The following is a 16,401-nucleotide window of genomic DNA, read 5'->3' on the forward strand; positions in this document are numbered from 1 at the left end:
CGACTCCCGTTCCGACCACGTTACGTGGCGGACTGGAAGGAATCCATTGCGGCAGGATCGGATATGGCAAGGAAGCACAGCGACATTGCAATCATAGGAATGGCTGGGAGATTTCCCGGCTCGGCCTCGACGCACGAGTTCTGGGCCGATCTGTGCGCTGGTCGCTCGGGCATCACCGCGCTTTCTGCCGAAGAACTGCTGGCCAATGGGGTGTCCGCCAAAGCCCTGGCCGATAAGAACTACGTGAAGTTCGCGCCGCTGCTCGCGGACCACGACTGCTTCGATGCCGAGTTCTTCTGGATTCCGCCGCGCGATGCGGAAGTCATGGATCCGCAGCACCGGTTGTTGCTCGAGTGCGCGTGGTCGGCCATGGAGGATGCCGGCTACCCACCGGGCACACAACCCGGCCGGGTCGGTGTGTTCGCCGGAAGCGGCGGCATCGTGTCCAGCCAGCTGCTTTCGTGCGCCGAACACTACGACGATGTCATAGGCAAGACTGGCGGCAATTGGCATGTCGGCAACGACAAAGACTTCGCTCCGACGCGCCTGTCGTACAAGCTGAACCTGCGTGGCCCGGCCGTCGCCGTGCAAACCGCGTGCTCGACCTCGCTGGTGGCGGTGCATATGGCGTGCCAGAGCATCCGCTCGGGCGAGTGCGACATGGCCCTGGCCGGCGCGGTCGCCGTACGCACGCCGCAGGTGGCCGGCTACCTGTACGAGAGCGGCAACATTCTTTCCGCCGACGGGCAGGTTCGCGCCTTCGATGCGGACGCGCGGGGCGTGGTGTTCGGCAGCGGCGTCGGCATGGTCTTGCTCAAGCCCCTGGAACAGGCGCTGGCCGACGGCGATTGCATCCAAGCCGTGATCAAGGGTTCGGCGATCAATAACGACGGCGGCCAGAAGATGAGCTTCCTGGCCACCAAGGTCGAAGGCCAGCTCGACTGCATGCGCGCGGCGCTGGACAACGCCGGTGTATCGGCCGACAGCCTCGGCTATGTCGAGGCGCATGGCACGGGTACGGCGATGGGCGATCCTATCGAGATCCTCGCGCTGAGCCGCTTGTTCCGCAGCGAAACCGAGCGCCGTCAGTTCTGCGCGATCGGATCGGTCAAGAACAACATCGGCCATCTGGATATCGCGGCCGGTATGGCGAGCCTGATCAAGGTTGCGATGGCGCTGAAATCCCAGCGGATTCCGCCCTGCATCAACTTCACCAAGCCTAATCCGAAAATCGATTTCGAAAGTAGCCCGTTCCACGTCAATACCGAGTCGATCGAGTGGCCGCAGGCCGACACGCCGCGCCGTGCCGCGATCAACTGCCTCGGCATCGGCGGAACCAACGCCTTCATGGTGCTGGAAGAGCCTCCGCAGCGTCCGCTGCCGGCGCGAGCGGTGGCAGCGCCGCGAATCGTAGTGTTGTCGGCCAGGACCGAGGCTGCGCTTTGGCGCAAGGTCGCCGACCTGGCCACCTGGCTCGAGGCCGGTCGGGGAGAGCATCTCGACGATATCGCCTACACGCTCGCCACGGGGCGCAGCCTGTTTACCAATCGCTGCGTGCTGGTGGCGAGCGATGCCGACGATCTGGCAGCCAAGCTTGGGCGCCTGAACCGGCATCGACGCGCACCGGATTGCTTTGTCGGGATCGAAGTCGAGAATTCCAGCAATGCGACTCCGGGCCTGGATGAGTTCGCGCACTTTCTGGTGCGGCAGATTATCGACGGCCTTCCGGCCGAAGAAGCGCACGGCAAGTTGCTTGCGCTCGCCGACCTCTACTGCCGCGGAGCGAAGCTGTCGTTCGAAGACCTGTACGCGGGATCGGGCGCACAGCGCATCGCTCTGCCTACCTATCCCTTCGAGAAAAGGCGCTTTGCGATACCGGAGCGGCCCGCCGATGCCCAGTCGGGGCCAACTACGGCGGCGCCCTCGGTCTTGCATCCTTTGCTGCACGCCAACGTATCCGACATTTCGGGGCCTATCTTCGCGTCCAAGTTCGAAGGCGGGGAATTCTTCCTGCGCGACCATGTGGTGCTCGAGCACCGCGTGCTGCCCGGCGTGGCGTACGTGGAGATGGTGCGCGCCGCCGTGGCCCTGGCCCTGCCGGGCGAGCGCACGCGAACGCTTGAGTTCAAGGACCACGCCTGGATCCAGCCGGTCGTGGTGGACGATGCGTTCGCGCTGACGGTGGTGCTGCACGATAGCGGCGAAGACGAGCGCGGCGGGCGCTGGCTCGAGTACGAGATCTTCTCCGAAAGCGGCGGCGAGACACCCCATGCCCGCGGAACGGTCCGCTGCAGTGCGGAAGCCATCGATACCGGGCCGATGGATGTCGCAGCGGTCGGCAAGGCCGTCGAGGCCGCGAACCGCGATCGCGATGCGCTGTACGCGCGGTTCCGGACCCTGGGTTTGGCCTATGGCCCGTCGATGCAAGGCATTGCCGAGCTGCGCTGCGGCGAGGACGAGGTGGTGGCGCGCCTGCGGTTGCCGGGCGCGTCCGACCCGCGCTTCGGCCTGCATCCGGCGATGATGGACTCGGCGATGCAGTGCACGATCTGCCTGCTCGCGGGTTTGGACGTCGAGGGGGGCGCGGCGGTAATGCCATTCGCCTTCGACGACATGATCGTTCACGGCGGCACCACCGACGAGATGTGGGTTTGGGTCCGCCGCTCGCCGGGTGCGGCCGTCGCGGACATGCCGTCGCTGGATATCGACCTGGTCGACGACCAGGGCCGGCCGCGGGTGAGCATCCGCGGCTTGGTCTCGCGTACGGTCGCATCCGCTCCCGCCGTTGCGCCTGCGCGCGCCATCGGGGTCGCGCCGGCGTCGGCCAAGCCGGCTGCGGCCCCGGCGTCCGGGCCCGACCTGCACGCGCTGGTCCCGATCTGGAATCCGGTCCGCTTCGGGCGCGACACCGTGACGCCGGCGCCGGGCGAACGCTGCCTGCTGCTGGGCGGAGACGAAGCGCTGGTCGCTTGGCTGCGTGCGGCTTCGATAGACCTGCAACATCAGCCGATCGCGGCTGGCGATTCGGTCGAACGTATCGAGCGCCTGCTGTCCGAGCGCGAGTTCGACCATCTGCTGTGGTTCGCCCCCGAGACGAACGGCGACAACGAGTCGATCGTCTCCAGCCAGGAAGCGGGCGTAATCTGCTTGTTCCGCATTCTCAAGTCCCTGAGCCGGCTCGACCGGTTCGAGCGCGAGCTCAAGTTCACTATCGTCACCCGCCGCGCTGTGCAGGTCTTCGATGGCGAGCCGGTGATGCCGCATCACGCCGGCGTGCACGGAATGGTAGGCAGCGTCGCGAAGGAGCTGCCGCAGTGGCGCTTCCGGCTGCTCGACATCGAATCGACCGCCGACCTGGACCCGCGCGAAATCCTGTCCTTGCCCTGGGACGAGCAGGGCAGGGGCCTGGCGTTCCGCCACGACGAGTGGTTCCGCCAGGAGTTCGCCGACGCCGGCCGCATGCCGTCCTCGCGCTCCGCTTACCGCCAGAACGGCGTTTACGTCGTGATCGGCGGCGCCGGCGGACTGGGCGAGGTATGGACGCGGCACATGGTCGCGCACTACGGCGCCGAGGTGATCTGGATCGGCCGCCGGCCGCTGGATGCCGAGATCGAGGAAAAGCTCGATGCGATCACGGGCCTGGGCCGGCGACCGCACTACTTTTCCGCGGACGCCACCGACGCGGCCGCGCTGGCGACGGCGGTCGCGGCCATCCGTGCGCGCTTCCCGCGGATCGATGGCGTGGTGCATTCCGCGCTGGTCCTGCGGGATCAGACGGTGCGCGCGATGGACGAGGCCGTGTTCCGCCAAAGCCTGGCGGCCAAGGTCGACGTCAGCGTGAACATCGAGCGCGCCTTCGCCGGCCAGGATCTCGATTTCGTGCTGTTCTTCTCGTCGGTGGCGTCGTTCCACCGCGACGCCGGACAGTCGAACTACTGCGCCGGCTGCACCTTCAAGGACAGCTTCGCGCAGGCCCTGCGCGCGCGCCACCCCTACCCGGTCAAGATCGTCAATTGGGCCTATTGGGGCAGCGTCGGCGTGGTCACCGACGCGTTCTATCGCAAGCGCATGGAAAGTCTGGGCATCGGCTCGATCGAGCCGGACGAGGCGATGCGTGAGCTGGAGGCCTTCGTCGCCTCGGACCTGGATCAGCTGGCGCTGATCAAGGTGATCTCCGAGCGCGCGCTAGACGACCTGGGGGTGTCGGAGCAGGTCCGCTATTACGGGGATCAAGCGGCATCGGGCGGACAGGCCTGCCAGGCGCATGGGACCTGAATGAAGCTCACTTCTCTCCCAGTCAAGCGCGTGCGCGAACCCGGCGGCCGGCCAAGCCCCCTGCAGGCGCGGCCGATGGCGTCCGCGGCGATCTCGCTGCTGGCCCTTGGGGTGGCCTTCGGCGCCTGTGCGCAGACGCCCAAGACCGGGCCAACGTCGGATGCGGGCAGCGATTTCCTCGAAGGCGTGGTGATCGATCCGCCGGATCCGTCGCAGCCGGGCACGCAGGCGGGCGCAGCGGATGCGCGCGCCGGCGAGGCTGCCGACCGCTTGCCGCCGGAGCAGGGCAGCGACACCACCCTGGACCTGAGCGAGGTGGAAATCGACCCGCACACCTTCGACGAGGGGCCTGCGGAGCAGGCCGGACCGCCACCGCAAGCCGGTGGCCAGCCTGCGCTCGGCGGCCCCGAGGCCGAGGGCCAGGAGCCCGGCGCGCCGGTACCGGCGCCGGAGGCCGGCGCAGAGCCGACCGCGCCCACGGCGGAATCGGACAACCGGCTTGCGGCCTGGCTGGATTCGCTGCGCATCAGCCTGAAGCACGAAATTTCGTACAAGTTCGCCTCGCCGCAGCGGCTGGTGAACAACCGCTCGTCCGTCCGCCTGGAATATTCGCAACCGCTGACGGGCAATCTGTACTTCCGCCTGGACACCAAGCTCAACCTGCACTGGCATAACGATCACCGCGCCAAGGCCAAGGACGAGACCGTTTTTCGCGAACTGGTCACGCGCGAGGCCTACCTGCAGAGCAGCTTCGGCAATACCAGCTTCCGGATCGGCTATCAGATCCTGCCTTGGGGCGTTTCCGAGGGTGGCGCGATCACGGACGAAATCAGCCCGCGCAACAACTCCGAGTTCTTCTTCATCTCCTTGGAAGAATCGCGGATCGGGCAGCCGATGGTCACGATGGACCATTTCGGCGAATCGGGGCAGTGGACCGCGTTCTTCGTTCCGCGACCGGGCTACAACAAGTACCCGGACATCGGTTCCGAATACGACATTCCGGGCTCCTTCGACAAGAAGAAACCCGACGACAGCTGGGGAGACGCGGACGCATACGAGTACGGCATGCGCTGGAAGCGCACGTTCGGCAAAAGCGACCTGAACCTCATGCTGGCCTCGCTGATCGACAACGACTACCTGGTACGCCAGCAGCGCTTCCAGATGTACGGCTTCGCCGCGAACATCGCCAAGGACAACTTCCTGTTCCGGACCGAAGTCGCATTGAAGCGGCCGCGCGCCTACTTCGCACGTACTTCCGGCGCCAGCGGCCTGTCGATCGTGGAGAGCGACCAATTCGACTCGAGCTTCGGTTTCGACTACTCGCCGGGCGGCCGGCCGCTCACCTACAGCGCCGAAGTCGCCTGGAGCCGCCTGCTCGACTGGCGCAGCGACATCGTCGGACGCGAGCGGGACGAGTACTCCCTGATCGGCTCGGTGAGCAACCGCTTCTTCAACGACGACCTGACCCTGAGCTGGCTGGGCATCTACGCCAAACCCTACACCAGCTTTCAGAACAGGTTCCTCAGCTCCTACCTGATCGACGACAACTCCACGATCTACCTCGAACTGTTCATCGCCGACGAGCGCGACGAGCGTAGCGGGACCTGGCCGTACCGCGACCAGAAGCAAATTGTCTTTCGATATCAATATCAGTTCTAGCGACCGCGAGATGGATGACGCCATGCAGACGCCCGTTGAAGACGTATCGAACAAAATCCTGTCGAAACAGATCGACAAGCACGACGCCATGCGCCTGTTCCAGTCGCTGGACAAGGAGTCGCAGTTGCAGGTGCTGGCGATCGTCCGCGGCGCGGAGCGCCTTGCACCGGCCAACGCCGGCAAGGGCGCGACTAGGCCCTTGAAGGCGCTGGACCAGCGCGATCTCACCGACGAGCACCGCGCCTGGATCGCCGCCCTGGTCGAGAAGTACGACCGCTTCGTGCCCAAGTCCAAGGCCAACGTGCTCGAGCACCAGGTGCATTTCGTCGACCAGCGCCGCGCGTTTCATCTTCTCAAGGATCTGAAGAAGCTCCACTTCCAGATCACCTATACCCAGGCCGACGGCGCCTACGTGCACGATGCCGACGGCAACAAGTACATCGACATCTCCGGCGACATGGGCGTGAACCTGTTCGGCCACCGCCCCCCTTTCCTGATCGAGGCGGTCAAGCACAGCCTGGACCAGGGTATCCCGCTGGTCGGCTACTCGGACATGATCTTCCAGGCCTGCAAGCTGTTCTGCGAGATCACCGGCCACGAACGCGCGCTGTTCACCCAGTCGGGCACCGAGGCGGTGATGTTCGCGGTACGCATCGCGCGCGCGGCGACGGGGCGCAAGAAGATCGTCCTTTTCGACGGTGCGTATCACGGCCTCTCGGACGCGGTGGCCGCCACCCGGGACCTGGCCGGCAACAGCTTTCCGCTGGCGCCGGGGATCCTGCAGGAGTCGGCCGACCAGATCATCGTGCTGGATTACGGCGACATGGCTGCGCTGGACACGATCGAGCGGATGGCCGGCGAGATCGCCACCGTGCTGGTCGAGCCGGTGCAGTCGCGCCATCCCTACAAGAAGCCGGTGGAGTTCCTCAAGGCGCTGCGCCAGCTGACGATCGAGAAGGACATTCCGCTGATCTTCGACGAGATGATCACCGGTTTCAGGGTCTGCCATCGCGGCGCGCAGGGGATGTTCGGCATCCAGGCCGACATGGCCACCTACGGCAAGATCCCCGGCGGCGGGCTGCCGACCGGCGTCATCGCCGGCGCGGCGAAGTACATGGACCTGGTCGACGGCGGCACCTGGCGGTTCGACGACGACAGCATGCCCAGCTCCAAGCGCACCGGTATGGCCGGCACCCACTCGCAGAACCCGCTGAAGATCGCCGCCGCGCTCGCGGTGCTGGGCGAGATCAAGAGGCGCAGCGACGAACCGGCGCCCGACGGCACGTGCGCCTGCTTCCAGCAGGAGCTCAACCGGAAAACCACGTATCTCGCCGACACGCTCAACGCATTCTTCCGCGAACAACGCCTGCCGGTGGTCATCGACACCTTCGGTTCGCTGTTCCGCTTCCGCTTCGTCGACAGCTACTGGGGAGTGACCGAGGCGCTGTTCTTCATTCTGCTGCGCATGGAAGGGGTGGAGACCAATATCCAGGGCAACTGCTTCCTGACCACCGCCCACACCGACGCCGACATCGAGGCGGTCATCGCCGGCGTGAAGACCAGCATGTCGACGCTCAAGGGCAGCGGGTTCTTCCTTGAAGCCGAACCCGAACCGGTGCAGAAGGCTGCGCCGCCGCCCGAGGCAACGGTGTCGGCCATCCAGCGGTCCGGCCATGCGCCCGGGAACGAAATAGAGCGCCTGAGGGCGCTGCTCGCCGCCGACCTCGCGTTGGCCGAAGACGCAGGGGAGGGGAAATGAACGCAGTCGCAGAACTACCGCTGCTGGACACGATCGCGAGCACGGTCGCGTCCACGCTGAAAATTCCGGTCGACCGGTTGGACGTCGATGCCGACTTCGATTCCTTCGGCATGGATTCGATCATCGCCATCGAGCTGATGACCAACCTGAGCAAGCAGCTCAAAGTGTCGATCACGCCGGCGCAGCTGACCACGGTCAAGTCGATCAGCGAGCTGGCCGGCGCCATCGGCGGCTGGATGAGCCAGGCGCCGGCCGCACCGAAGCCGCCGCAGATCGTCGTCGCGCCGCCGGCGCCTGCCGCCGCGGCCAGGCCATCGGTAAAGCCGGTCGCGGAGAGCGCCGCCCCGCGCCGCCGCGCCGAGGTCCGGCCGCAGGCACGCATCGGCGGGGTCGAAGGGCTGGAGCGCATCCTGGCCTTCGTCCGCGACGAATACGGCCTGGATTTGCGCGGCGAGCGCTTCACGTCCAAGCAGGCGGTGATCGAGCATCTGCTGGAACACCATGCCGACGCTCTTTCGCGCTACTACGGCCTGTCCGCCGGCGAGCATGCCGACGAGCTCGCGCAGGTGCAGGCGGTCGCGCTGCCGAGCGGCCATCTCGGGATCGCCGTCGTCGGTATGGCCTGTACGTTCGCCGACGCCGCGACGCCGGGAGCGCTGTGGCACAACCTGATGGAACAGCGCTCTTTGATCGCCCCCCTCAAGGGAACCCGCTGGGGTCCCACGGACGGCGACGCCGCGCCGCGTTGGGGCGCATTGATCGCGGACGTGGACCGGTTCGATCCGGCTTTCTTCGGTCTCAGCGAGGACGAGGCCCGGTTGTGCGATCCGCAGGAACGCCTGGTGACGCAGGCGCTGTACCACGCCTTGCAGAATGCCGGCCTGCGTGCGGACGCCCTGCGCGGCAGTCGCACGGGGCTGTTCCTCGGCTATGAGTACGCCGAGTACGAGCACCACCTGCGCCGCAACTTGCACCGCATCCCGAGCGCTCCGGCGCTCAGTTCGTCCAGCCCGATCTACTACCTGGCCAACCGCATCTCGTTCCTGTACGACTTCAAGGGTCCGAGCGAAGTGGTCAACGCCAGTTGCGCGTCGTCCGGGCTTGCGATCCACCGCGCCTGCCAGTCGCTGGCCCAGGGCGAGTGCGACGTCGCCATCTGCGGCGGCGTATCGCTCAATCTCTTCGAAGGCGACTACGCGGCGATCGCGCGCTACGGCCTGCTGTCGCCCGACGGCAGCTGCGGCGTGTTCGACGATGCCGCCAATGGCTTCACCCGCGGCGAGGGAGTGGGCCTGCTGGTGCTGACCCGGCTGGACGATGCCGAACGCGACAACCGCCGCATCTACGCCAAGGTCGTCGCGACTCACCAGAACAACCGCGGCCGCGCCGGCTTCATTTCCGAGATCAAGCACGAGGCCATTACCGATGTGATCGCGGGCTGTTACGAGAAACACGGCATCGCGCCCGACTCCGTGCGCTACATCGAAGTCGACGGATACGCCACCAAGTGGGGCGATTCCTTTGAGTTCGAAGGCATCAAGAACGCCTTCAATTCGTCGGCCACGGGCGACAAGCACTGTGCGCTGGGCAGCATCAAGGGCAACATCGGCCACGTCGAGCCGGCCAGCGGCGTGGCCAGCGCGATCAAGGTCGCGCTGTCGCTTTATCACAGGCAGTTTCCTGCGACGATCACCAAGAAGACGCTCAACAGCTTCATCGACATCGAATCGGCGGCGCACCCCTTGTACATCGCCGACCGCCCGCTGCCGTTCGAGCAGCTGCGTCGCGGCGACGAGCCGATCCGCGCGGGCGTCAACTCGTTCTCGGACAGCGGCGTCAACGTGCATCTGCTGTTCGAGGAACATCGCGCCGACAGCGCCGCGACGCGAGCGGAGCAGGGCGGCCGCCAGCTGTTCGTCTTCTCGGCGCGCACGCGCGAATCGCTGCAGGAGTCGCTGGCGCTGACGCGCGAATCCCTGCAGGACTCGCTGGCCCTCCACGCCGGCCGGCTGCCACTGGAGGACCTGGCCTACACCATGCAGCTGTCGACGGTGCCGATGGAACACCGCCTGGCCGTCGTCGCCGGCAGCCATAAGGAATTGACCGAAGCCCTGGCGCGCGCCGCCAAGCACTTGGCCGCCAACAAGCCGGTGGAGGCCAATGGCGCCATCTACATCGGTGGCCCGCAAGAGCGCGACGACAGCCGCGTCTTCAGCATGATCAAATCGCAGATCGGCGAGGACAAGCTGATCGAGAACCTGCGCGAGGGCTTGCTGAAGGACATCGCGATGCTGTGGGTCGCCGGCATCGACATGCCCTGGGAGCGCCATTGGCGGGAACTGGCGCTGACCCGCCGCCGCAATGCGCAGGCCTTGCCGCGGCTGGTCGACCTTCCGCCGTACCCGTTCGCCAGGAACCGCTACTGGCTGGATTTCGACGACGCCGACGCGCAGGCGCGCGTGGCGATTCCCACCGTAGCCAGACCGCAGAAAGCCAAGAGCGAGCAGGGCGGCGGCGAGCGCGAAGCCGCGCGCCAGTGGCGTTTCGTCGACGCGCTCGCCGACGGCGAGCAGGCCGAAGCGATGGACGCGGCGGACAAGATCCGGCTCTTCCTCGCGCAGGAAATCGCCAGGGTCCTGGCCGTACCGCGAACCGACATCGATGCCGCCGCGGACTTCCTCGACCTCGGCCTGGATTCGGTCGGCATGGCATCGGTGATCCAGCAACTCATCGGGCTGCTGGGCGAGAACCTCTCTCCCAGCGTGGTGTTCAATCATCCGAACATCGAGCGTCTGAGCGGCCACATGGCCGAAAAGTATCCGGCCAAGATCGACCGTATCCATGTCGTCGGTACGGCGCAGGCGCCCGCTGCCGCCTCACCAGCGAAGGCGTCCTCCTCCGCATCGTCTTCCAAGTTCATGCGCCTGGCCACGGCGGCCAGAACCGATCTGGAAACCTGGTTCGTGAGCCGGGATGCGGTCGACGACGACCTCGTGCCGATGCAGACCAATGCCTCGGGCACGCCCGTGTTCGCCGTCCCCGGGGCCGACGGCAGCGTCATGTCGCTGCGCACCTTGAGCCGCGCGATGCAAGGCGTGCGCCCGATGTTCGGACTCCAGTCGGTCGGCCTGGACGGCAAGCGCGAACCGCTGGCCTCCATACGCGCCATGGCCGAAGCCAACATCGCCAATCTCGCGGCGCTGCGGGATTGCAACAAGCTGAGCCTGCTCGGCTATTCCAACGGCGCCGTCGTCGCGTTCGAGATGGCGCATCAGCTGATGAAGAAGGACATCGCGGTCGAGCGCCTGGTGCTGGTGGATTGCCGCTGCCCGGGGCCGTCGGTCCGCAGCCTCGCGGACGAGATCTTCGAGGCCTTCGTCGACCTGATCAGGTCCCTGGGCGGCAAGTTCCAGCTCGATGCCGCCGAGTTCCGCGAGGTTCCGGAGGATCGCTGGGCCGACTACCTCTTCGAGCTGGTCCATCGCAACGGGTTCTGGATGCCGAGAGAGAACTTCATGCTTGCCTACAAGGTCTCGCTCGCCAACGAGAAGGCCTGCCGCAACTACCGTCCGAAGAAGCTGCCGCAGGCCTGCGAGACGGTGATCGTGCGCGGGACGCGAAGCAACGGCGATCAGCCGCCGACCATGGGCTGGAGCAAGTTCCTGGCCAAGCCCGCCACCTGCATCGACATCGAAGCGGACCATCTGGCCGTCGTCGGCGTGGACGGCAGCGCGGCGATCGCGAGGATCTTTCAGTGAGCCCTCGGCCCTACGCCATCTACGGAACGGGTTGGATACCGGAACCCTTGCCGAATTGGACCTTCAACCAGCCTGTAGCCGCGGGGGCGTCGAGCCTGCGCATGGCCACCATCAAGACCCAGGGGAAGCGCATTCATGTCGTTTAGAGATCGAATCGTAAGCCGATTGTCCGAACACTTCGGGAACGTTCCGGATGCGTTGCGCAAGCGGCGCCTGCTGGTCGGCGTGGTCTTCGTCGCCTTGCTCGCAGCCAGCGTCATGGGCATCGGCAAGCTGCGCATGGACATGACCATCGAGGGCTGGTTCAACAAAGAAGATCCGACCCTGGTCGCGTTCAACCGCTACCACGCGCAGTTCGGCAGCGAGGACGGCGTCTACATCGTCTACAAGCCCAAGGACGGGGACGTGTTCTCGCCGGCTTCCCTGGAGGCGGTGCGCGGCATCCAGGACGATCTGATCAACTTCCGTGCCAAGCTCAAGGAGGGCGAGGCATCCGCGCTGGAGCACATCGTCAAGGTCGACACCCTGGTGAACGCCCCGGTGCTGACGGTCGACGGGGACGTGCTAGCTTCCAAGCAGCTGGTCGGCGACACGGTACCCACCTCGCCCGAGGCGATCGCCCAGATCAAGGCGATCGCGGAATCCGAGAAGCAGCTGCCGCTGCAGTTTTTCTCGCGCGATCACAAGTACGGCGGCATCTACATCGAGACCGACTTCGGCACCGTCCCGGTGGATGCGGAGGCGGTCACCGAGGACACGGTTCTGTCGCTCGATCAGACCGCATCGCCCGGCGAGGACAAGCCCGGTGAGGACAAGCCGGTCGAGTTCAAGCCCACCGACCAGGCCGATTACCTGAAGCTGTTCGAGGAAATCAAGAAGATCCTCGGCAAGCCCGAGTACGCCAAGCAGTTCGACTTCTATGCCGTCGGCAACACCGCGGCCGCCGAGCACGATGTGAAGATGTCCGAAGAGATGGGCATGCTCTACATGGCCGCGTTCGCGATCATCATGGTGCTGCTGTGGTTCCTGTTCCGCTCCGCTTCGGCCGTGGTCTGGTCGATGCTGATCGTGATCCTGAGCACGGTCTTCACCCTGGGCGCGGCCGGCCTGCTCGGGCTCACCGTGACCGGTTTCCTGATCCTCACCATCCTACTCATCCTGACCGTGGGCGTGGCCGATTCGGTGCACACGCTCACCGGCTACACCCGCCTGCGCACCTCCGGCATCGATCATCAGGATGCGTTGCGCCGAACCTACAAGTTCGCCGGCGTGGCGCTGCTGCTGACCGGTCTGACCAACATGACCGGCACGATGGCGCTGAACATCACGCCGGTCGTGCCGATCCAGAGCTTCGCGATCATGTCCACACTGGGCATCCTGTTCGCCTTGCTGCTGACCTTCTATCTGCTGCCGGTGCTGATCGACCTGTGGCCGACGGTGCCAAAGAAGAAGACGATCGTCGTGACGCAGGGCAAGAAGCGGTTCCTGGATTTGCTGCCGCGCCTCAAGTCGACCCTGGACAAGGTCGTCCCGCTGGTGGAGAAGCGCCCGATCGCCTTCATCGTTCCCTTCATGCTGGTGCTCGCGTTCTCCATCTACGGCGCGACGCGGGTGAAGATCGACTCGCAGATACTGGACCAGTATCCGGCGGACTCGACCTTCACCCAGAGCGTGAAGGTGGCGGACGACCACATGATGGGCGCCTACGCCATGGTGCTGTACCTGGATTTCCACGAGGACTTCGCCCTGCAGGATCCGGACGTGCTCAAGGCCATGGACGAGCTGCAGAAGAAGTTCGAGACCAAGTACGGCAAGTACGTGGTGATGACCAACTCCATCGCCTACGTGGCCAAGGACGCCAACCGCAAGCTCAACGGCAACGCCGCGGCCTACGACCGCATCCCGGACACGCGCGAAGCCCTGGCGCAAACGCTGTTCATGTTCAACAGCGCGAATCCGAGCGAGCGCCAGCGCCTGGTCGACGACAACTACCGCAAGGCCAATATCAAGATCTCGCTGCACAGCTACGGCTCGTACGAGTACGACGAGGTCTTTCAGCAGATGCGCGCCGACATCGACGAGATGATGGCCAAGCTGAAGGCGAAGTACCCCAAGACCGAGGTATCCATCACCGGCATCTTCGCGCTGGCGATGCAGGCCGCCCAGTACATCACCGAGAACCAGGTCATCACCTTCGGCATCGCCCTGGTGGTGGTGAGCGTGATCCTGCTGATGGTATTCGGTTCGTTCAAGGTCGGACTGATCGCGTTGATCCCCAACCTGATTCCCGCGCTGCTCGCCCTGGGCGTGCTCGGGGTCACCGGGGTGCCGCTGGATTTCTTCACGATGATGCTGGCGCCGATCATCATCGGCATCTCGATCGACGACACCGTGCACTTCATCTCGCACTACCAGCAGAAGCTGGCCGAGAAAGGCGATGTCAACGCCGCTCTGCGCGAGACCATGACCGAAGCCGGTCCGGGCGTGGTGTTCACCGCGCTGATTCTGGGTCTTGGCTTCGGGATCATGGCGATCGCCTCCGCCGCGGGCACGTCCAACATGGGCAAGTTCGGCGCGCTGGCGATCTTCATGGGCTTGCTCAACGACCTGTTCCTGCTGCCCGCGCTGCTGCTGGCATTCAAGCCGAAGTTCAAAAAGGAGACCGTTGGATGAAAACCGCTTGCCGCATTTTTCTCGCGGCGCTGGTCCTGGCCGCGCCGACGGCCGCCCTGGCGCAGGATGCCCGCGACATCATGATCAAGGTGGACGACGCGACCAATCACAGCTACTCGTCCTCGGTCCGCCTGGTCAAGTTCTCGACCTGCCGCTACAGCGTGGCCGGCGGCAAGCTGTCCTGTACCGAGAAGCCGCGCGTGGTGATCTTCGAGTCGTTCAGCAAAAGCCGTCGTCCGGCGGGGCGGCGCGACAACGACAACAAGGGCCTGGACGTCATCATCCAGCCGATCAGCGACAAGAACACGGCGATGCTGTCCTGGGGATACGCGGAGGACGACAAGGCCACGGATTCCTGGGTCTACCTGCCGATCCTGAGCAAGGTGAAGCGCATCGTGTCGGTGGCCGACAGCAACGAGAGCGGAGCGGTATTCGGCTCGGAAGTGTCGGCCGAAGACGCGGATGTGAAGAAGGTGCGGGACTACACCTATAAGTTGCTGGGCGAGGACACCTTCCGCGGGCGCCCGGTCTGGAAGATCGAGTCGACCCCGACGGCCAGCCGCCGCAAGCGCTCCTACTACGGCCGCATCGTCTCCTTCGTCGACAAGGAACGGTTCATCGTGCTCAAGGAGGACCTCTACGATCGCTCCGGCAGGCATTACAAGCAGTACTCGGTGCTGGAGACCAAGCAGATCGGCAATGTCTGGATGGCCACGAAGGCCGTGATGAACAACCTCACCAAGCGCCGGATCACCAACTGGGAGCACACCGATGTCGCGCTCAACGTCGACATCGATGAAGAGTTCCTGAGTCAGCGCTCGCTGACCGACTTCGCCTATCGCGAGCGGCACATGCAGGTCTACCGCAAGTATCTGACCCAGGGCAACGCAGGTACACAGCAGGGAGCAGCAAAGCAATGAACACGTCCAAAGACAAGGAAATCTACGACTGCATCGTGGTGGGCTCCGGCACCGCCGGCGCCGTGATCGCGCGAGAACTCAGCCGCAGCGGGCAGAGGGTGCTGATCCTGGAGCGTGGGAAATACATCCCGCTCAAGGAAAACGTCTGGACGCTGGGATCGATGTTCAACGAAGTACCCGTGGCCGACAAGCTCAAGGACGCCAGGGTGTACGCCGCCGGTGGCTCCAGCGCCATGTTCATGGCGGTCATGGACGAACCGCCGATCGAGGCCTATCGCGCGCTCGGCATCGATCTGCAACCCGCCTACGACGCGATGCGCCTGCAGGTGCCGCTGGCCGAGATGGCCGATGCGAACATGAGCCCGCAGGCGCACAGGGTCCGCGAAGCGGCGCTTGCGCTCGGTTACGACTGGAAGAAGAAGCTGATGCTGGTCGACCAGTCCAAGTGCAGCGGCGGCGCCTACTCGTACGAAGCCAAATGGAAGGCGCTGACCTTCGTCGACGAAGCGGTGCGCCTGGGCGCGGAGCTGAAGTGCCAGACCCTGGCGGAGCGTGTGTTGATCGAGGACGGGCGAGCGGTTGGCGTGGAATGCCGGATCGGCGGCAAGAGCGTCCGCTTTCGCGCCGAGCGGGTGGTCGTCAGCGCCGGCTCGCTGGCCACGCCGCTGCTGCTGCGCGAAAGCGGGTTGCAGCATGTCGCCGCCGGCGGCTACTACATCGACCCTTGCTTCACGCTGTTCGGGCGCGTGCCGGGGCTCAAGGGCGTGGACAGCTTCTGCGGCACCATGGAAACCACGCTCGAAGACGGCATCGTGCTGAAGGACGCGAACGTGCACAGGCTGCCGTTCCGCATGTTCATGCTGCAGTTCGGGCAGTTCTCGCGAATGTTCGCTTACCCGGAGAGCATCGGCGTGACGGTCATGGCCCACGACGAAGTCGGAGGCGGGCTTTCGGCCGATGGCCGCTACAACAAGACCCTGGATTCGGCGGTGTTCGACAAGCTCGCCCGGGGCGAGCAGGCGGCGCGCGCGATACTCGAGCGCGCCGGCGCCGGCTCCATCTTCAAGGCGCCGATGTTCTCCGGCGGCGCCCTGGGCACCTTGCGCGTGGGCAGCGATGTCGACGCCAGACTCGAAACCAGCGTGCGCGATCTCTACGTCTGCGATGGCTCGCTCATCCCGGAGAACGGGCGGGTCGCGCCGACGCTGACGCTGCTGTGCCTGGCGAAGTACCTCGCCGACATCCTGACCCAAACCCAGCGTGCGCCCGCAGAAGCCGAAGCCGTGCCGGCCTGACCGCCGTCACCCCCAGCGGCGCTCGTGTTCCATCAACCAACTCATTGCAAAGACAGGGAGAC

7 protein-coding genes are annotated in these 16,401 nt (G+C 65.4%); all 7 read left to right on the plus strand.

The annotated features are described in order from the left end of the window. Window positions 1-24: 24 nt before the first annotated feature. Entirely contained in the window at window positions 25-4,275 is a 4,251-nt protein-coding gene (locus DX914_RS05180) for a type I polyketide synthase (protein WP_147300604.1), read from the plus strand. A gap of 75 nt (window positions 4,276-4,350) precedes the next feature. After that, window positions 4,351-5,934, plus strand: a complete 1,584-nt coding sequence (locus tag DX914_RS05185) for a hypothetical protein (protein WP_115857966.1) — start codon at window positions 4,351-4,353, stop codon at window positions 5,932-5,934. 22 nt (window positions 5,935-5,956) lie between these two features. Continuing rightward, entirely contained in the window at window positions 5,957-7,693 is a 1,737-nt protein-coding gene (locus DX914_RS05190) for an aminotransferase class III-fold pyridoxal phosphate-dependent enzyme (protein WP_158549191.1), read from the plus strand. Continuing rightward, a complete protein-coding gene (locus DX914_RS05195; RefSeq protein ID WP_115857968.1) occupies window positions 7,690-11,451 on the plus strand; it encodes a beta-ketoacyl synthase N-terminal-like domain-containing protein in 3,762 nt (1,253 codons plus the stop codon). Before DX914_RS05190 ends, DX914_RS05195 begins: the two co-directional genes overlap by 4 nt. 165 nt (window positions 11,452-11,616) lie before the next feature. Beyond that, window positions 11,617-14,124, plus strand: coding sequence for an efflux RND transporter permease subunit (locus DX914_RS05200; protein WP_147300605.1), 2,508 nt, complete (start codon window positions 11,617-11,619; stop codon window positions 14,122-14,124). Next, a complete protein-coding gene (locus tag DX914_RS05205) occupies window positions 14,121-15,044 on the plus strand; it encodes an outer membrane lipoprotein-sorting protein (protein ID WP_115857970.1) in 924 nt (307 codons plus the stop codon). The genes DX914_RS05200 and DX914_RS05205 overlap by 4 nt, the downstream gene beginning before the upstream one ends. Then, on the plus strand, window positions 15,041-16,339 hold the full coding sequence (locus DX914_RS05210; protein ID WP_115857971.1) for an FAD-dependent oxidoreductase: 1,299 nt from the start codon (window positions 15,041-15,043) through the stop codon (window positions 16,337-16,339). Before DX914_RS05205 ends, DX914_RS05210 begins: the two co-directional genes overlap by 4 nt. Window positions 16,340-16,401 lie beyond the last annotated feature (62 nt).

Origin of the sequence: Lysobacter silvisoli, assembly GCF_003382365.1 — a bacterium.
GTDB classification, from domain to species: domain Bacteria; phylum Pseudomonadota; class Gammaproteobacteria; order Xanthomonadales; family Xanthomonadaceae; genus Lysobacter; species Lysobacter silvisoli.